Source organism: Rhodohalobacter sp. 8-1 (assembly GCF_038150125.1).
Lineage (GTDB): Bacteria > Bacteroidota > Rhodothermia > Balneolales > Balneolaceae > SW132.
In genome coordinates this window covers 176,177-193,669 of record NZ_JBBVMF010000006.1, presented here as the reverse complement: position 1 = coordinate 193,669, position 17,493 = coordinate 176,177, and the positions used below count along the sequence as shown (strand labels likewise).

Annotated in this window: 17 protein-coding genes and 1 other RNA gene; 7 read left to right on the top strand and 11 right to left on the bottom strand. The window is 44.3% G+C overall.

Going from position 1 to position 17,493, the window contains the following annotated elements; translation table 11 throughout:
- Positions 1-53: 53 nt before the first annotated feature.
- The 6 genes from AABW11_RS08160 to AABW11_RS08135 all read right to left on the bottom strand — a co-directional run bounded on the left by AABW11_RS08160 (position 54) and on the right by AABW11_RS08135 (position 3,886).
- The gene (locus AABW11_RS08160) at positions 54-836 is read right to left on the bottom strand and encodes a hypothetical protein (protein ID WP_340104444.1); all 783 of its coding nucleotides are present in this window, start codon (positions 834-836) and stop codon (positions 54-56) included.
- Between the two features lie 81 nt (positions 837-917).
- Positions 918-1,754, bottom strand: coding sequence for a purine-nucleoside phosphorylase (locus tag AABW11_RS08155; protein WP_340104441.1), 837 nt, complete (start codon positions 1,752-1,754; stop codon positions 918-920).
- Between the two features lie 22 nt (positions 1,755-1,776).
- The gene (locus AABW11_RS08150; protein ID WP_340104439.1) at positions 1,777-2,394 is read right to left on the bottom strand and encodes a DivIVA domain-containing protein; all 618 of its coding nucleotides are present in this window, start codon (positions 2,392-2,394) and stop codon (positions 1,777-1,779) included.
- A 42-nt stretch (positions 2,395-2,436) separates the two neighbouring features.
- Positions 2,437-2,805, bottom strand: coding sequence for a hypothetical protein (locus AABW11_RS08145; protein ID WP_340104437.1), 369 nt, complete (start codon positions 2,803-2,805; stop codon positions 2,437-2,439).
- Positions 2,806-2,811: 6 nt separating this feature from the next.
- Positions 2,812-3,123 carry a hypothetical protein gene (locus AABW11_RS08140; protein WP_340104435.1) on the bottom strand — a complete coding sequence of 104 codons (312 nt, stop codon included), beginning with the start codon at positions 3,121-3,123 and terminating at the stop codon, positions 2,812-2,814.
- A gap of 67 nt (positions 3,124-3,190) precedes the next feature.
- Positions 3,191-3,886, bottom strand: coding sequence for a YggS family pyridoxal phosphate-dependent enzyme (locus AABW11_RS08135; RefSeq protein ID WP_340104433.1), 696 nt, complete (start codon positions 3,884-3,886; stop codon positions 3,191-3,193).
- Between the two features lie 250 nt (positions 3,887-4,136).
- On the opposite strand from AABW11_RS08135, the gene AABW11_RS08130 reads away from it, so the two are divergent.
- From AABW11_RS08130 to AABW11_RS08110, 5 genes are all read left to right on the top strand, one after another.
- Positions 4,137-5,189: a Nif3-like dinuclear metal center hexameric protein gene (locus AABW11_RS08130; RefSeq protein ID WP_340104431.1), complete on the top strand. Its 1,053-nt coding sequence runs from the start codon at positions 4,137-4,139 to the stop codon at positions 5,187-5,189.
- A 15-nt stretch (positions 5,190-5,204) separates the two neighbouring features.
- Positions 5,205-5,939 carry a zinc ribbon domain-containing protein gene (locus AABW11_RS08125; RefSeq protein ID WP_340104429.1) on the top strand — a complete coding sequence of 245 codons (735 nt, stop codon included), beginning with the start codon at positions 5,205-5,207 and terminating at the stop codon, positions 5,937-5,939.
- Positions 5,940-6,033: 94 nt separating this feature from the next.
- Positions 6,034-6,407, top strand: an RNA gene (gene rnpB / locus AABW11_RS08120) — RNase P RNA component class A.
- Between the two features lie 138 nt (positions 6,408-6,545).
- A complete protein-coding gene (locus tag AABW11_RS08115; protein WP_340104427.1) occupies positions 6,546-7,046 on the top strand; it encodes a DUF4168 domain-containing protein in 501 nt (166 codons plus the stop codon).
- Positions 7,047-7,116: 70 nt separating this feature from the next.
- The gene (locus tag AABW11_RS08110) at positions 7,117-7,566 is read left to right on the top strand and encodes a hypothetical protein (RefSeq protein ID WP_340104425.1); all 450 of its coding nucleotides are present in this window, start codon (positions 7,117-7,119) and stop codon (positions 7,564-7,566) included.
- A gap of 156 nt (positions 7,567-7,722) precedes the next feature.
- Here the strand turns inward: AABW11_RS08110 and smpB are convergent, their stop codons facing one another.
- Genes smpB through AABW11_RS08090 form a run of 4 tightly spaced genes read right to left on the bottom strand, consistent with a single transcriptional unit; the run spans position 7,723 to position 11,150 of the window.
- Positions 7,723-8,211 carry an SsrA-binding protein SmpB gene (gene smpB / locus AABW11_RS08105; RefSeq protein ID WP_340104423.1) on the bottom strand — a complete coding sequence of 163 codons (489 nt, stop codon included), beginning with the start codon at positions 8,209-8,211 and terminating at the stop codon, positions 7,723-7,725.
- An 11-nt stretch (positions 8,212-8,222) separates the two neighbouring features.
- Positions 8,223-8,657 carry a hypothetical protein gene (locus AABW11_RS08100; protein ID WP_340104421.1) on the bottom strand — a complete coding sequence of 145 codons (435 nt, stop codon included), beginning with the start codon at positions 8,655-8,657 and terminating at the stop codon, positions 8,223-8,225.
- A 37-nt stretch (positions 8,658-8,694) separates the two neighbouring features.
- The gene (locus AABW11_RS08095; RefSeq protein ID WP_340104419.1) at positions 8,695-9,909 is read right to left on the bottom strand and encodes a site-2 protease family protein; all 1,215 of its coding nucleotides are present in this window, start codon (positions 9,907-9,909) and stop codon (positions 8,695-8,697) included.
- 17 nt (positions 9,910-9,926) lie between these two features.
- Positions 9,927-11,150 carry an arginine deiminase gene (locus AABW11_RS08090; RefSeq protein WP_340104417.1) on the bottom strand — a complete coding sequence of 408 codons (1,224 nt, stop codon included), beginning with the start codon at positions 11,148-11,150 and terminating at the stop codon, positions 9,927-9,929.
- Between the two features lie 232 nt (positions 11,151-11,382).
- Between AABW11_RS08090 and AABW11_RS08085 the strand changes: the two genes are divergently transcribed.
- Positions 11,383-12,234, top strand: a complete 852-nt coding sequence (locus AABW11_RS08085) for a transglutaminase-like domain-containing protein (RefSeq protein WP_340104415.1) — start codon at positions 11,383-11,385, stop codon at positions 12,232-12,234.
- Positions 12,235-12,385: 151 nt separating this feature from the next.
- Here AABW11_RS08085 and AABW11_RS08080 read toward each other — a convergent pair whose 3' ends face one another.
- Entirely contained in the window at positions 12,386-14,689 is a 2,304-nt protein-coding gene (locus tag AABW11_RS08080; protein ID WP_340104413.1) for a glycosyltransferase, read from the bottom strand.
- Between the two features lie 350 nt (positions 14,690-15,039).
- Between AABW11_RS08080 and AABW11_RS08075 the strand changes: the two genes are divergently transcribed.
- The gene (locus AABW11_RS08075) at positions 15,040-17,481 is read left to right on the top strand and encodes an ABC transporter permease (protein WP_340104411.1); all 2,442 of its coding nucleotides are present in this window, start codon (positions 15,040-15,042) and stop codon (positions 17,479-17,481) included.
- Positions 17,482-17,493: the final 12 nt, after the last annotated feature.

Genomic DNA, 17,493 nt, shown 5'->3' with positions numbered 1-17,493 from the left:
CCACTTCCGCATTTTTAGTTTACGGTTCTAATAAAATTTAAACGGGTAAGGATTTATTCGATCCCAAACTGAAATTGATCTCTCAACTCCTGAACGTAGATTCCAATGTCGTTTCGAATTTCGAAAAGGCGGGCATGGAAATCGAAATATTCATCACCTCTGAATTGAGAGGCTTCTTTCATATCCTGAAGTTTCAGAAGTGCCTCATTGGAGCTGTGCAAAGCTTTTTTAGTGTAAGCGATGTTACCGCCCAGCACATCTTTTTCAAACCCAAAGGAATATCCGCCGGCTAGTTTGGCTCCTATTTTCAGGATGTTGCTCACAAATTCATGTACCTGCGGATTCATTGCGTGTGCGGGAATAGATTCCCCCCACTTAAGAACATCTACAGCTAAATCAATTGATTCCCTGTACACCTCAAGGTTTTCAATGGAGCCGTAATCCGAGTTGGTAAAATCATCACTCAGCTCTTTCCAGTCTTCCCCGTAGTCAAAATCGTCATCATCATAATCATCTGTTTCGAGAAACGGTGGAAGTTCGTCTCTGAAAAACAGGTCATCGTCAAACTCATCGTCATCATCTTCATCTTCCCAATCGTCTTCATCTTCGGGAAAATAGGCTTCGTCAAACAGAAGTTCTTCTTCTATATACGCTTCTACAGCATCCATTTCATCAAAACTCTCTTTTAGCAGACTTATCCATCGCGGTACATCTTCGTTGGGATCTGATGTAATGAATTTACGAAGCTGTTCGCTACGTTTCTCTATCTCGTTTAAGTGAGACTCCCACTGATGTTCGTTCCAGATAGGATCTCTGTCAAAATTGTCAAAGCTCATACCTTTGATGTGCTATATGATTTATAGTAATGGTGCATGACCAAATTACTATTTTTTGTGTTGTAAAAACAGCAAACTGCATTATAGTTTCTTAAGCACGTCTACTATCACTCGTGTCATTTTAGGCTCTGATATAGATGCAGCTGCTAAGATCTCTTCAATATTAACCGGTTTTAAAGAATCCGGGAAACATTCATCGGTAATTGCAGAAATTCCTAATACCTCCATTCCCATATGAACGGCGGCAATCACTTCAGGCACCGTGCTCATGCCTACCACATCCGCCCCGATGAGCCGAAGGAACCTATATTCAGATTTTGTTTCGAGCATCGGGCCGCTAAGTGCAACATAAACGCCCTGGTGCATTTGTAAATTGCTTTCGAGTGCCGCATTTTTTGCAATATCCATCAGCCGTTCGCTGTACGGCTCACTCATATCAGGAAAGCGCGGCCCAAGCTCCTCATCGTTAGGCCCCATCAGCGGGTTATCTCCAATCATGTTGATGTGGTCCCGAATCAGCATAATGTCACCAGCCGCATAGTTTGGGTTCATTCCCCCGCATGCATTGCTAACAAAAAGTGTATCTGCGCCATTAGCTTTTAGCACGCGAATCGGAAAAACAATCTGCTGCATGTTGTAACCTTCATAGTAGTGGAACCGTCCCTGCATGGCTACAACTTCTTTGCCTCCAAGTGTTCCAAAGAGAAGTTTACCGGCATGGCTTTCAACTGTAGATACCGGGAAATGCGGAATTTTGTCGTAGCTGATCTCTTTTACCACTTCCATCTCTTCAGCAAGCTGGCCAAGGCCTGTGCCGAGAATCAACATGTAGTTCGGTCTCAGGTCGGTATTTTCCTGTATAAATTGAAGGGCTTCATTTCTTTTTTTTCGAAAGGTCGCAACAGATTCTATGCTCATTAAACGCAGTTCATTCAGTTAATTAATCAATATCGTCTAAAATGTCGTCAAGATTTTCGGCACCCGGAGGGACCGGCTGTTCTTCTTTTTGCTGAGAACGTTTTTTTGTAGATGCGGATTCCTGCTTTCTTCTCTCTTCTTGTTCACCGGAATAGCCTGTGTCTTCTTTTGGAAGTGAAAACAGCGATGCATCATCCCTTGAAAAATGCTGCAACGAATCTTGTGCCATTTCCAGATACGATTTCATGCCGCCAATGATTTCTTCACGCCGGTCGAGCAGCCGTAAAATACTCTGCCTGATTTGCTGACGCTTCTGGTTTGCTTCGCGCACGATGGCATCCGATTCCATCTCCGCTTTTTCAATAATATTTCTGGACTCTTTTTTTGCCCCAACTAGTTTCTGTTCTGCTGAATCTTTAGCTGTTTGAAGCGTTTCATGCAGAGCTTGCTCAACACGCTCGTAATGCTTCAGCTTTTCATCCATTTTATCGAGCTGGGCTTCCATCTCTTTCATTTTGCCCACCATATGCTCCCACTCATTCGCCACAAGGTTCAGGTACGCATTTACTTCGGAAACATCGTATCCGCGAAGTGATTTTTCGAATTGCTGCTGCTTAATTTCGAGCGCTGTGAGTTTCATATTGGTTGTTGATGAATTGAGTTAGGCTGACAAAGATACTAGTTACTGGTTTAACATGTTGCGCAGGTTACCCGAGGATTTTGATTCTTCGGATCTGCTTTCATCATCCATTTCTATCTCAACTGCACGGGTATGTTCCGTTTGTTTATGCTCGGTTTTGCGTTCACTCTTTTTATTACTCTCAAGCTGGCGATCTTCAGTTACAATAGCTTCAAGATTGGCGATCCGCCGCTCTGTTTTTTCTTTAAAATCGCGCAGTGCCGACAGAAACTCCTTATTCTTTGTAATGTCTTCGGAACTGTTCCTGCTTTTGATCCAGGATTTAATAATGCTCCCTACAATACCCAGGAATACAATTGTAGTGATGCTCCCAAATACTATGGCCACGATAGCTATTTCTTCATTTGACATATCTCATCACCTTTGTTTATTCGCAATATCTTCTACTTTCGATTTGTTCCTATCCTTCTGCGTCTGCCTGTCATCCACTTCAATCTTTCCCAGCGAATCACCTTCAAATGAAGAAAATTCATCCGGGTCGCCTGCTGCGATCGCTTCCAAATTTTCAATTCTTGATTTCAGCTGATTAGCCAGAACCCTCAAATCTTCCAATTCAGCTTCATTGCTGTTGGTCTGATTCTGCCATTTCAACTTGTTTTTTTGATAATCTATGATGTATCCACCAATAATGGCAACCAGCGGAATCAATACCCATATCCATGCAGACATATTGGTTGTCTTTTTCTTTGTAAGATATAAATTTTCGGGAAAATCGCACCCTATTTAACGAGCGAAATCAATTATAGTTACGCTCACCGAATATTGCCGTTCCAACTCTGACCATTGTCGACCCTTCTTCGATGGCCACTTCCAGGTCGTTTGTCATCCCCATCGACAGATGCTCCAGTTCAACAGAGCCACCGTTTAAGTGAAGGTGCTCATCCCTTAGTTTTTTCAACAGCCTGAACTCTTTGCGAACCAGATCTTTATCATCCGTAAACGTAGCCATACCCATCAGACCTCGAACGTGCGTAAATTTGAGATCTTGCCCATAGGTTAAAATCTTCTCAAGCTTTTCGGGGTCACATCCGCTCTTTTGATCCTCGTCACTAATATTTACCTGGATAAGTACATTTATATGGCGCCCGATTCGCGACGCTCGCTTCTCCACTTCCTTCAGTGCTTTTTTCTTGTGGATGGAATCGATCCAGTTGACCCGCTCCACCATATATTTAATTTTATTGGTTTGCAGGTTTCCAATAAAATGCCAGATTATGTCCTCATCTTCAATCTGCTCCATTTTATCCTGAAGCTCTTTTGCCCTGTTCTCTCCAAAATGAAGCTGAGAAGCTTCCCGAACTTTTAAAATATCTTCATTTGGCTTTGTTTTGCTCACTGCCACAAGTGTAATTTCCTCTGCAGACCGCCCACAAGCTCTGCAGGCTTTTTCAATACGCGCTTCGACCTTCTCAAGCCTTTCTTTTACATCCATTTCTATTCCTGTTGAATTCAATTAATCAATTAGCATGAAAATGAAAAAATGCCGAATCATTCCATAAACTTTCTAAGCCTTAAATTTACGGCTAAAAAGTTTTTCAATGGTAGAAAAATAATCGTATTTTTAGGTCTGTGAAAATGCATATGATAAACTACCCATTCATTCTACAACAAATATATTCAGGATTATTATCCTGGCAACCTCAGCACATAGCTCATCCGTGTTTTAGAGGAGGAACCATTTGATGAACACTCAGGTCCGGCATATCACAAACTTCATGCATCAGTGGGCCCCACCTGAGTTAAAACTCAGCTACGACAACGTTGGACTTTTGGTTGGTGATTCAGCCGCTTCCGTATCACGCGTTTTGGTTTGCCTTGATGTGACGGAGGCTGTTGTAAATGAAGCTCTCGAGAAAAAATGTGAGCTCATCGTCTCACACCATCCGCTGATCTTCAAAAAGATCTCAAGTATTAACCCTTCCGATGAGCAGGGCCGGATCATATACAAACTAATCCGTAATAACATTGCACTCCTGTCGGCCCATACTAATCTCGACGCTGCACTCGACGGCGTCTCGTTCGTACTGGCTAACAACCTGGGGCTCGACAATCTTCAGTTTCTTGACAAGGGATATCCCATAAGCAAGAAAATTTCACTCACAACGGAATTTGAAGATTCTGAGGCAGTTTTAAAACTTATGAACTACTTCTCTGCTGAAGAGGCTTATTTCTACGGTGTTGACGGCAGAAAGAACGGCCTGAAATGTTTTGAGGCCACTATCGACAGCCATAACGTAAATCAGCTTAAAAGTGCCCTCAACAAAGAAGGCCTGCTGAAATCGGGTACATTCCAGGTGTCTGACATGGAATCACCATCCGATAATTTTGGGATGGGTGTCATTGGTAAGTATCCAGACGAGGGTATTGCCATGGATGAATTTCTGCACCTTGTCTGCCGCGCACTCGACGTGGATGCCGTTCGCTACTCCGGACAGTCTGAAAGAATTAAACGTGTCGCTGTTTGCGGCGGAGCCGGTATTTCGTTGAAAGACAAGGCAATGGCAGCGGGTGCAGATGCGTTTGTAACATCCGATATCAAATATCACGAATATTTTACAGAGAAAAATAATTTTCTCCTCATTGATGCCGGGCATTACGAAAGCGAATTTCCGGTAGTGGAAGCTATCCGTAAGGAACTGGCAGAAGCATTTGAACAGCTGCAGGTTGACGCAACTGAAGAAGTCACGAACCCGATGAAAATTTACGTTTCAGAATTCAATAATAAATCCATTTAAATAGCACCAACTCCCATGCAAGAGGTACTTCAACAACTCGCTAACCTACAATACATTGACAGCCGAATCGACGAAATCCGCCAGCTACGAGGCGATCTTCCCGAAGAAGTTTTAGACATTGAAACCGACATTAAACGACACGAAGCTAGGATCAATCAGCTCGAAGAAGAGCAAAAAAGCCTGATAGGCGAGAAAAAAGATCTGGAACTTGGTATTGAAACTGCCAAGCAAAAAAATGAGAAATATGAAGAGCAACAGCTTACGGTTCGTAACAACCGTGAATATGATGCCCTCACAAAAGAAATTGAAGCGCAAAAGCAGTATGTAGAAAATGCTACAAAACGTATAGCTGAGATTGAAAAACGCCTGGTTGAACTCGAAGAAGAACTCGACATAAACCAGAAAAAACTCGAGGATATCCAAAACCTTTACGAAGAGAAAAAAGAAAATCTTGATAAGGTTATTGAAAGTACCGAAAGTGAAGAGAGCAAACTTCTCAAAAAACGCGCAGAGCTCGAAGAAGAGCTCGATACGAGGTACGTTCGAAGCTATAACAGGTTAAGAAACGGCCTTAATAATGGCATTGCAGTTGTACCCATGGAAAAAGGCGCAGCTCTTGGTATGGCACTTCCCCCTCAGGCTCAGGTTGAAGTGCGCCGAAAGAATAAAGTCATTATCGACGAAAACAGCGGCCGCATCGTTGTAGACCCGTCATTTTTTGAAGAGGCCAAAAAACAGCTTAACGTTTGAGTCAGCAACATAATGTCAGCCGGCCTTAAGCATACACGTTTCGTATTTTTATCCGCCGGCTGTAATGTTACTGCCGTCTCCAATCATAATATTTAGATGTTTCCGGGCAGCCGCTCCCTGATTTAATCAGGGGGAGGAAAGTCCGAACACCAACGAACACCATGCTTCCTAACGGGAAGGGGTGCCGGCTTCAAGGCCGGTACGACAGCAAGTGCCACAGAAAACAGACTGCCCGGGCTTACGGGCGTGGGTAACGGTGAAAAGGTGAGGTAAGAGCTCACCGGCCATGCAGTGATGTGTGGCGCATGGCAAACCTCATGGGGTGCAAGTTCACGCAGATTGTGTGCCGTTCGTCACAATACAATCGGGTGGGACGCTCAGATCTCTGCAGTGATGCAGAGGCCAGATAAATGGCTGCTATCCCGATTTATCGGGACACAGAATTCGGCTTACAGGGAACATCTATCCTTTTTCATATCAACTCGTTCAGCTAATCATTTGTTATTGGAACATAAAAGGCTGATTTTTATAAAAACAAGTAAAGTGGCAATAAAACTGCTTATCAAAGGTTTTAAAACTATTAATTTATAATAAAAAACTCATTTAATGAAGATTTTAAAAATAGCAAGCCTTCTGCTTATAGGGGCAACATTCGCAGTAACATCAGCACTTGCACAAGGTATGGGGCAGCAACAAATGCCTGATGTTCCTTCATCAGAGGATGTAAGTGAAGAAGAACTGGACAAGTTCGTAACCACGATCTCTGAAATCGAACCTATCCAGGTACAGCTTCAATCTGATATACAGCAAATTCTCCAGGAGAAAGAAATTTCAATGCAGCGGTTTCAGCAGTTAATGCAAGCCATGCAAAACCCTCAAATGGCGCAACAAGTTGAAATTACTGATGAAGAGCGTCAGCAAATCCAGGAAATTCAGCCGGAGCTATCCGACCTGCAGATGAAAGCACAGGAGGAGATCGTTGAGAAAATTGAAGACAATGGTATGGATATTCAGCGTTACCAGGCAATTATGATGGGTGCTCAGCAAGATCAGGAGCTTATGACAAGACTTCGATCTGCTCTCCAGGATACTACTCAGGAAGGCTAATTTTTAGCTGTATCCTTTTTGTCCTATAGAACTTAAAAGCCACTCAGTTTAAAAATGAGTGGCTTTTTTTATGGGTAAAATACTTTTTGTTCTACAGGAATCTTCGTGGGTTGATGACAAAATTTGTGGACAATTGCTTCGAACATATTCAAAAAATAGAATATTGCTTTTACAGATCCTTCTCTACGCCATCAACTACAATGGCTTGATCAGGATGACACACTCGTTGGGTAGCAAGGTGGCGGCGTGGGTGTATCAGTTGTTTGTAAATATCGTCTTGATGTCACGCCGCCCTACCCCTCAGCTGAATCATTGTCATTCTGAATTAAACGGTGTTTTTCCGTTTGATGAAGAATCTGTAAAAGCAACATATTTTGTCCTATCAAACAAAATCAATGACTGGTTTTACCTTCTGAATAACTCAAATGGTTTGATGAGACTACATGAGAAGCTATACTTGCAGGACTTTTGTCATCAACCCACGAAGGTTCCCGTAGAAACACATTTTCCAAATATCTAAGAAGAAGTCTCCCCTAACAATAGGAAATATATAGGAGTATAAGACGGACTTTTCGAGTTCATTTGAATATTCAATCTACCCACCTTTATTCGCCGTGAGTATTCTTACGGAAAAGAAGGTCTTATAAATTGACCGATAGAAAATTACCCATCAAACCTACAAATTAACCGTGTAGGAGCCTTTTATCTTGCGGTCTAATTCACGTTTTGCATCTTTCTCTTTGATGTCATCACGTTTGTCGTAGCTCTTCTTACCGCGCCCTAATCCTACCAGGATTTTTGCATATCCTCGCTTGAAATAAAGCTTCAGCGGAATAAGCGCAAAGCCTTTTTGATTGATGTATTTATCGATCTCCCTGATCTCGGAGCGTTTCAGAAGAAGCTTTCTATCGCGCCGCTCATCATGATTATTATGCGTGCCAAACTCGTAGGGCTTCACATACATATTTTTCAGCCATACTTCTCCGTTCTGAAGATACGCAAACGCCTCATTCAGGCTTGCTTTGCCTGCGCGAATCGACTTAACTTCTGTTCCTTTGAGTGCAACACCCGCCTCGAATGTTTCATCGATATGATAGTCGTGCCGTGCTTTTCGGTTCTCAATCTTCGGTGGGGAATTCTTTTTTTTCTCTGCTTTTTTTGCCAAATCAGTCCCTATTATTGATCAAACCCAACCTCACGAAGTCCTTCCATCACGTCTTCCTCAGGACTCCTGTCGGGAATTGTAGCGTAAATATCTAAAATCTGCTGGATGTATGCTTTCGCGGCTGAATTGTCAGGATTAATCCTAAGTACTTCTGTGAACTGAGACAGCGCATTGTTCATCCGTGTTCTCATTTCAGTCTGATCGAATGTGTTCATACTGTGCAGTCCGTAGTTGAGATGAGTCTTTTCCTTTAATCTTGCAATCTCCGGATCAGAACTATCTTCCTCTGAGAGTGTTTCAAGAGCTGCTTCGTACTCATTTTGTTCAATCAGCAGGTTGATTCTGTCTTCGAGCGACATATCCAGATTTTGGTCTTGGGTTTCTTCTCCACATGAGATAAGAAACAGGCTTAATACAAACGCGGAAATCAAACTTCTTTTTTTCATAGTTTTATTTAACAAGAATAGTGGTTCCAACTTAATTTTAATTTAGTACACTTATCGGAGACGGGCTGATGCATAAGATAAATACAACCATGCTGATCCAGCCTAACACTCTGCGCCGGGGACTCAAATGTTGCTCATATATGACCGGCGGATGCTCAATCTTGACAAAATAAACCAGGAAAAAACACCAGACCACCCAGATGAGTGAGCCGGCTTCCTCAAGCCCCCCGCCCAATAGGTAAAGATAACCAACTGAACCCATAAGTGACAATGCCCAAAGCGGAGCTATCCATTCATGGGCGCGGTGAAACGCTTTTCGCATAAGAAAGAACAGAATACCAGCCCATATAACCGTTGAGGAGAATTCGTAGCCGGGCAGCCATTCCGAAAACTGGAGGTACAGGAACGGTATGGCTTCTATACCGGCAAGCAGTGTGAGTCCTGCAAAACAAATTCGTGCCGCCTGCTGATGCTTTTTAAATCCAATCAGGGAATAGAGAATATGGCCGCCATCAAGCTGACCGATCGGCATCAAATTCAGCGCGGTGAAAAATAGCCCCAGCCATCCTGCAAAAAGAAACGGGTAGTGGAACATTTCATACATAGGCGGGACGTTCTCAAAGAAACTTGCCAAAAAACTATAAAGCAGTGTGTTTCCAATGATAATTGAACCGACGCCGTCAGGCGTTTCAGGTGCCTCATCCGGAAAAGTCCTTGTCTCCTGAATGTGATTGATAACGGCTTCGTGCCCGCTGAAATTTTCTATAAAGGAGGGATCGGGAAGTGTGGCAAAACCGTAAAGCAATATTCCCAGCGACACTATGAACCCGGCAATGGGTCCGGAAATACCGACATCATATAGTTTCTTGGTGCTCTGTATCTGCTCTTTAATCCTGATAACAGCCCCCAATGTTCCAATGCCCAGCGGGATTGGGATAAAGTAAGGAAGAGTTACCCGCACTTTGTGATACACGGCTGCAAAATAGTGGCCGAATTCATGCGTAGCCAAAAATGCAAGAAGGAGTGATGCAAAAAGAGCACCGTGAGGCCACATATCAAAATAGCTCTCCGCGCCGACGTCTTGCCCTACATAAATGATCCCTACAAACGTAACGCAGGCAAAGGTAGCTACAAAAAGCGCCGTGTGCTTAAGAATTTCAATCCAGGTCGGTTTATTGATTGGAGGCGGTACCTGCGCTGGTTCCTGGGCATCAATATCGGTTTCGGGAATGTTAGAATGTGGGTAAGGCAAATCTGCTGTCTAAAAGATTAATTTCTGAGAATGGGAAGCGTCATACAACGGGCTCCGCCCCGGCCGCGGCAAAGTTCATGCCCTTGGAAACTGATCGCTATTTTTCCCGATTTTTTATAATCAAATTGTTTGTCTTCGTACTCATCAACAAAATCGAACTGATCCATAATTTTGTATCCATGCTCAGACAACGCTTCAAACGTTTTTGTGTTTCGTTCGTATCCAACAATAACGCCGGGGGCAAGTGCAAATACGTTGGCACCATCAGTCCATTGCTCACGAAACTGCGTGGTTCGGTTATCACCTCCGCAACGGATAAACGTAAACTCTGTCTCCATTAGTGTTTCAAGCGCATTTTTGAGACTCGAGTGCTTCTTTGAGACTATCAAATCTCCATCTTTACTGAGCTCAACCACATTGTCTGTCTGCTCCTCGATGGCAGGCGGGAAAACCACGCATTCATTTTCGTCGGAAAACGTAAAAATAGTATCAAGATGCATCGATGATCGTTGCTTTGGGATATCAACCGCAAGTACGTGCTCAACGTTTCCAGACAAAAGCTGACCCGCAACTCCCATCATTCCGCTGAATGTGGTTCGTTGACTCATTCCAATGAGTACCACTTTATCGGATGCCACCAACACGTCGCCGCCTTCAATCGACTGGCTTCTGTCTGTGTAGATAATCCTGTTTTTTACGTCGCTAAAGGTGTCACTGTTTTTCAGAATGAGCTCCATCAACAGAGATTCTCTTGCACGGGCTCGCTTGGCGGCTTTTGATAGAATAACCGTATCATTCACAACGGCGGCCAGGTCGCGGGTAAATAGCAGGTTCGGAGCCGGGTGGAGCGTAAAGTGGTGAGAAGGGGAAATGGATCCTTCCACGACAAACCGAAGCAGTTCATCGGCCGATAGCTTTTGAAGATCTTTCTGAACAGCTGCGAGATTTTCGTATGGAAGTTCTCTTACCAGTGTATTAACGAATCCCCGCCGGATATCTGCATCCTGAAGACACTCGCGGGCCAAATCCATAATTTCCAGGATTTCTCCATCTTCCGGCATAGCCGCCTTGAACAGATCGAGCATATCAAGGTGCTCTTCGCGGGCATCTTCTTCAAATATAATATCATCAAACAGAAGCTCGTCTTTAAGCTCCGGGTTTACAAGCGACACTTCATGCCCGGGAGTGTGTACAATCACTTTTTTCAGCCGGCCTGTTTCTGAGGGTATATGAATCTTCATGTGAACGAATAAGTGAATTTATTTGAAGGCGCAATATACGTGTTATAGAACACCATTATAAACTGGATTACACTGCAATAAGTGCTTCTGAAGATGGTTTTATAAACGGGCAGACAAAATAGATCTTTATCCCGAGTTTTTATTCATTTAAAAATGATTTTATCATTTTATCTATTTGGTCGATAACAAAAAAAGATGGAATATTAATACCAATGCTGATGTTACATCACACATGACAAATAAAGCCGAAATAGAATCACTTATATATCTGCTTGAGGATCCCGATCCTGCAGTGCAAAACGGTGTTAAGAACAGGTTTCAGGAACTGGGTGAGAGAGCTGTACCCTTGCTGGACCAGTATAAAAGCGAATCCGTAAGAGATAGCGAACGTCAGCATATCAATGAAATTATACACAATATTACGTATGGTTCTCTTCTTGAGGATTTTACCGGCCTGATTGACAGCGGTGTTACTGGCAGGCGATCGCTTGAAGAGGCGCTTTTTATCTTAGCCCGGTTTGGCAACCCCACACTGAGGGCATCAGAATATAAGGATAAGCTTGATGACCTTGCCCGGCAAATTGGCAGTGATATCGCTTATACACCCTCGCTAAATGAAAAAATGAGGATACTTCTCCATTTTGTGTTTCGCGAATTGCGATTCCGGGGTGATTCCAAGAACTACCATGATCCTGAAAACGCATTTCTTGACCGCGTAATCGATCGCCGGAAAGGCCTGCCCATCATGCTCAGCGTTGTTGTAATGAGTATCGCACGGCGTCTGAACCTTCCGTTTTACGGTGCGAACATGCCGATCCATTTTATGCTGGTCTACCAGACGCACAACCAAAACATCCTGGTTGATCCGTTTGATGGCGGCACCATTGTGACGTATGATCAATGCTATTATTTTCTGAAGAAGAACGGCATTGAACCGCGGGCGGAGCACCTTGAGAGAGCCGATGAGTCGGAAATTCTGGCGAGATGCATTCGCAACCTCATGCACAGCTACGCGAAAAATCACCAGGAGCAGAAAGTGGCAGATCTTAAGGAGCTGCTTGCACTGGTTGAGACGAAACGGTAGGTAGGTTGGTTGATTGGTTATTTGTTTATTGGTGATTAGGGTAACGGGTTTTCCAAAATTCGAGTCACCCCTAAAACTATCGGTTTTCGTGAGTGACTCATCCGTTGACTTTTCTTCAGAATTTCTTCCCCTGCAGACTAACACCGATGACTTAAAATTTCACTTCAAAGGCTGATTCTTCGGGCGGGTAGCGAAGCGGGTCGAGCTGGTTGGCCATTGCCGCAAAGGAATTGGCTTCATCCCTGTCACCAGCCTGTTCATATAGCCGGGCCGCGAGCGCAAAAAGGTCCGGGCTGGCCGGGTACTTGTCGATAAGCTTGGCCAGAAGGGCTGAGGCATCATCTATTTCTTTATCTGCGATGTGTATTTTCAGGCGAAACAGGTCGAACGCAGGATGTGACTGGCCTGCCTTATCAAGATAGTGGTGACAGCGGGAGTAGATATTCTTCTCGAAGTAGTAGTTCACAAACAGCAGCAACATTGACGGCGGGAGATCCATGTTGTCCAGGCGATCTTCAAGCGTACGCAGCAACTCCCGGCAATCGGCCATCAGCAAGGTGGGTACAATTACCATCAGCTCTCGTTTTGAGAGATCACTTCGAAGTATCTCCGTTCGAATTTCATCCGTTAAAAATTCCAGCACCGTCTCTTGCCAGTCATTCGGCGGGTTCGACGGATCAATTGGCGGTTCCAGCCGCTCAAATCGGTCAGCAATAGTTCCCTGGCTTGGAATTTCATAAGCGGGAGGCTCGGTCCATTTGTGGTGCAGAAGCGCCCGGTTGGCCCATTTTCGCTGGGGCGTTTGTTTGAAACCCATTGTTTTTGTGGTTGATCCTTCATGATGAATCGCTTTTGCGCCTGATGAAACGGCGATCTGCCCTCCATCATCAAGAACCTGACGGCAGTAGTCCTCCATCTCAAAATAGGCCAGCCCAAACGATGTGTCCATTCTTGCTAACTGATTGCACTTAACCATAAAACAGCAACTATCTACGATATCAGTTAGCACCACGGGATCAGCTACATTTTCCTCCGGCTGACCTATTTGGGCCGCATGCTGAGTTTGATCGAGCACGGGCGCAACGATCGCTACGCGGGGATCGGCGTCGAATCCACGGGTAAGATCAGCCACGATACCAGGGCTAACTTCCACATCATTGTGTAGCACCATTACAAAATCTCCATCGGCTGCGTCAAGCCCCTGGTTAACAGAAGCACCAAACCCTGCGTTGCTTGAATTGGTAATCACACGGATATTTAAAAACTGCTTCTCTTTAAGTTGATCCAGATAGTCGAAGGTGTCGTCGATGCTGGCGTTATCAATAATAATAAGCTCCGTGTCAGACTTTGATACCGCACCTGCCAGCGAGTTCAGGCACCGCTCGAGCCGGTGTTTCCCCACGCCAGTTGTTGGGACGACAACAGAGTACGCGATCTCTTTCTCATCATCTGTTTGTTCAGGCAGACTTTCGTTTTGGAGTTTCTCATCAATATCGTCTCCTCTCCTGGTCTGCTCCATCGACTCGGCCAGGCGTAGTTTTTTTAAATCGTGCTTCAGTTCCGCCGCCTCTACATGCCGGCGCAATTTTTCAAGTGCTGCGATTTTTATTTGCAATGCCTCATAGTGGTCCGGCTCTTGCTTCAAAAATGTATCAATCAGCCTGAGTGTATTTTTAGCATCTTCCTGTGCAAGTAATTGTCGGCATTGAGTGAGCAGGCTACCATGACTTACCGATGGTGAAGAATCCTCTCCCGCTTTCATAAGGTGGTCTAGAATATTAGCCTTTCGACCCGCAGATTGTTCTGATCTATGCACCGACCGGATAAATTCCTCGAAGTTTTTGCCGACCGGTGCCAAAAACTGATGGTCATCAATCACAAAAAACGGATCCGTTCTGTGCCACACATGATCTCCATTGATGCGCATCGCAAGCTCGGCACCGTGCAAATGGGTTAAAAAAGGGTTAAAGAAAAACGAGCGGCCTTGCAGAACGTCTCGATTCCAAACGAAACAGCTATCGTCTGGCAGCCGGCCATTCTCGGCATCCTCAATCCATTCCGCTGAGCTTTTAGGTAAATTATAGTCCATCACCCAAACAGCCGCAGGATCCGACTTAAACCGCCTGAAAGCATCCCTGAATAGATTTTCATTAAACCTGTCGGCCCGTTGCGGTGCCCATATAAACTTGCCTGACGCCTGATTCATTGCCTCATTCAGGCAGTTACCGCGCCCAGCAGACTGTTCGTGATCGAGCAAAAATACTAAATCATTGTCGCAGGTCTGAACCATCTCATGAAGCTGGCCGCTGAGTTCTTCAGAGGCTGCATCATCAATAATGATTATCTCCAGACCTGCAAAGGACATCTTCAAAAGTGAGTTGAGAAGTTCTAGCAGGTGCCTGTCTGACAGATGAGTTGTAAGAAGCGCAGATACTATTATTGGCTGATGTTTCATATATAAGTTTGATTTGGCCCAAATATACAGGATGATGTTACATCATAGAAAGTCCTTTTCCCTAAATACCTTGTCTAATTTTAAAACTTCAGTTCGATTAATAAACTATTTCACTTATCCACTATAAAAGGGACTTTTGATATCATCATTTAAGGATCGAACTCAGGTTTATAAGTATCTATAAATGTTTCTTTTATCCCCGAAAATAGACTTCCATTTTTTATTAATTAATTTTAATGTTTAAGATTAGTTGTAACAATGTAGTTTAGAAAATCTCTTGTCTTTACCCCAAATAGTGCTCTCAAATGCAGATTCATTACTTCTCAGACTTTCTTAACTGACCCTGATACATGATAAATAGCTACTTCTTAATCTTATATCGGACGGCGAAAAGAAATCCTGTTTATACACTTATCAACCTTACCGGCCTTGCGGTTGGCATTGCCTGTTTCCTGTTTATTGGTATGTATGTGTGGGATGAATTTGGGTTTGATACATATCATGAGCAGAAAGAGGATATCTACAGAGTTAGTCAGATAAATACCTACGAGGGTAACGAAACGCATTCTGCAAGCACTCCTTTTCCACTGCGCCAGGCCATGCTAAACGACCTGGACGGCTACGTAAAAGAAGCCGCACGGCTCTTTGATATGGAAGCCCCGAACATCTCCATTGGCAACCGTGATGACGAGCTGTTTTACCGTGAAGAACATTTCTACTTCAGCGATGCCTCCATTTTCAATATTTTTGATATTCCCCTGCTCAGGGGAGATCCTGCCGCCGTTTTAGCTGAACCCAACAGCGTGGTCATTACGCCTGAAACAGCCGCCCGCTATTTTGGTGATGACGACCCCATCGGCAAGCAGCTTGTGTACGAGGGACGCATCTTACTTACGGTAACCGGTGTGATGGAATCCTGGCCGCGGCAAAGCCATGTAGAGGCCGCTCTTCTTGCATCGTTTGAGTCGCTCAGGAATATTTGGCAAAATTACGATCAAATTACTGAACGCTGGCTATGGACGCCTAACTGGACCTACATCTTAGCTGAGCCAGGCGCTAATCGTGAGCAGATTGAGGAGCAACTCGCCGCATTTTCTAAAACCTATTATGAGCCATTTTATGGAGAAAATGAGCAGGTAGATCTGCAGATTCAACCGCTGACTGATATTTATCTGCACTCCAACGCCGATAATGAAATCGGGCCTACCGGCAGCTTTCTTTACTTATTGATTTTTTCCGCGGTAGGCCTGCTTATCCTTGTCATAGCCTGCATCAATTACATAAACTTATCCACAGCACGTGCTCTTACGCGTTCAAAAGAAGTGGGGCTTAGAAAGACGCTCGGAGCTCACCGGTCCCAGCTCACAGGCCAATTTTTGTTTGAGTCTTTCATTTACACAATCCTTGCAGTGCTGATAAGCGGATTTATTGTGGTTAACGCATTACCATATTTCAACTTGTTTACAGGCAAAGAGATTGAGCTGGCCACATTCAGCTGGGGGATTATCCTGGCAATCAGCGTGCTGATTGTGATCGCCATCACGTTGCTCGCAGGTTTCTATCCTGCCACGTTTTTGTCGAGATACAGCCCAATTGATGCCATAAAGGGAACATTTACGGCTGGTCATAAAGGCGGCAAGCTTCGGAAATCACTCGTAGTCTTTCAGTTTTCTATAACCGCTGTTTTAATTATAGGCACATCACTTGCTTTCTTGCAGTACCAGCACATGCAGGAGAAAGATATGGGCTTCGATCGCGAGCAGGTTATTGTTGTACCGGCCTCTATGAGCCTGACTATCTGGTACTTTGAAGAATTTAAACAGCGCGTGCTGGCAAATTCAGGCGTGAGCCAGGTTTCAGGTTCTAAAACCGTGCTGGGGTCCGATACCTATTTCACCTACCAGATTGCTCCGGAAGGATATGGCGAACAAGAGGCGTTCTCTATAGCCAAACTGTTTGTTGCCGATGATTTTCTTGAAACGATGGATATTAAACTCATCGCCGGACGGGATTTTTCTGATGAGTTTTCCACTGATCCCGAACAGGCACTTCTGATTAACCGCGCGATGGTTGATTCAATGGGCTGGGGAAAGCCGGAAGAGGCCATCGGAAAAACGTTTCAGCTGGCTGACAAAACCGGCAATGTGGTTGGCGTCACCGAAGATTTTCACTTCGCGCATCTTCGTTACGATCTTGAACCGCTGATACTGGATCTGCCGGAATCGGAGAGCCAGTTTGTCTCAAATATCGATTATTTTAAAATACGACTTTCGGGAGCGAACACAGACGATGCACTGGCGCATATTCAAGGCGTCTGGGACAGCATTGACCCTATGCACCCATTTGATTTCTTTTTCCTGGATAGCAAGATTGAAGAGATGTATGAGCAGGAAGAGCAGTTCAGCTCGCTGATGGGGATCTTCACTATTTTAGCTCTCGGCATTGGCTGTCTTGGTCTTCTTGGCCTTGCGTCCTATTCCATCAGCAAGCGTACACGCGAAATAGGGGTGCGTAAAGCGATGGGAGCAACAGCCTCGCAAATTTTTTATCTTCTCAGCAAAGACTATGTAAAACTGATTCTTTTAGCGCATCTGATAGCATTGCCGATTGTCTATTTGCTGGCAACGATCGGGTTTCGAGAATTTCCGTATGCCATCAACCTTCACTTTTACCTGGTGTTAACATTTATTTCAAGTATAGTGATTTCAATTTTGATCAGCCTCTTCGCCATCAGCTCATATTCTGTGCGCGCATCCCTCATCAGTCCGGTTGAAAGTCTTAGAAGTGAATAACCCAAAGCAGTA

Coding starts and splice junctions, on each gene's coding strand:
- AABW11_RS08075 (WP_340104411.1), top strand. CDS start 15,040: ATGATAAATAGCTACTTCTTAATCTTATATCGGACGGCGAAAAGAAAT.
- AABW11_RS08135 (WP_340104433.1), bottom strand. CDS start 3,886: ATGGATGTAAAAGAAAGGCTTGAGAAGGTCGAAGCGCGTATTGAAAAA.
- AABW11_RS08110 (WP_340104425.1), top strand. CDS start 7,117: ATGGGTAAAATACTTTTTGTTCTACAGGAATCTTCGTGGGTTGATGAC.
- AABW11_RS08115 (WP_340104427.1), top strand. CDS start 6,546: ATGAAGATTTTAAAAATAGCAAGCCTTCTGCTTATAGGGGCAACATTC.
- AABW11_RS08125 (WP_340104429.1), top strand. CDS start 5,205: ATGCAAGAGGTACTTCAACAACTCGCTAACCTACAATACATTGACAGC.
- AABW11_RS08100 (WP_340104421.1), bottom strand. CDS start 8,657: ATGAAAAAAAGAAGTTTGATTTCCGCGTTTGTATTAAGCCTGTTTCTT.
- AABW11_RS08085 (WP_340104415.1), top strand. CDS start 11,383: ATGACAAATAAAGCCGAAATAGAATCACTTATATATCTGCTTGAGGAT.
- AABW11_RS08080 (WP_340104413.1), bottom strand. CDS start 14,689: ATGAAACATCAGCCAATAATAGTATCTGCGCTTCTTACAACTCATCTG.
- AABW11_RS08145 (WP_340104437.1), bottom strand. CDS start 2,805: ATGTCAAATGAAGAAATAGCTATCGTGGCCATAGTATTTGGGAGCATC.
- AABW11_RS08150 (WP_340104439.1), bottom strand. CDS start 2,394: ATGAAACTCACAGCGCTCGAAATTAAGCAGCAGCAATTCGAAAAATCA.
- AABW11_RS08155 (WP_340104441.1), bottom strand. CDS start 1,754: ATGAGCATAGAATCTGTTGCGACCTTTCGAAAAAAAAGAAATGAAGCC.
- AABW11_RS08140 (WP_340104435.1), bottom strand. CDS start 3,123: ATGTCTGCATGGATATGGGTATTGATTCCGCTGGTTGCCATTATTGGT.
- AABW11_RS08090 (WP_340104417.1), bottom strand. CDS start 11,150: ATGAAGATTCATATACCCTCAGAAACAGGCCGGCTGAAAAAAGTGATT.
- AABW11_RS08130 (WP_340104431.1), top strand. CDS start 4,137: ATGAACACTCAGGTCCGGCATATCACAAACTTCATGCATCAGTGGGCC.
- AABW11_RS08160 (WP_340104444.1), bottom strand. CDS start 836: ATGAGCTTTGACAATTTTGACAGAGATCCTATCTGGAACGAACATCAG.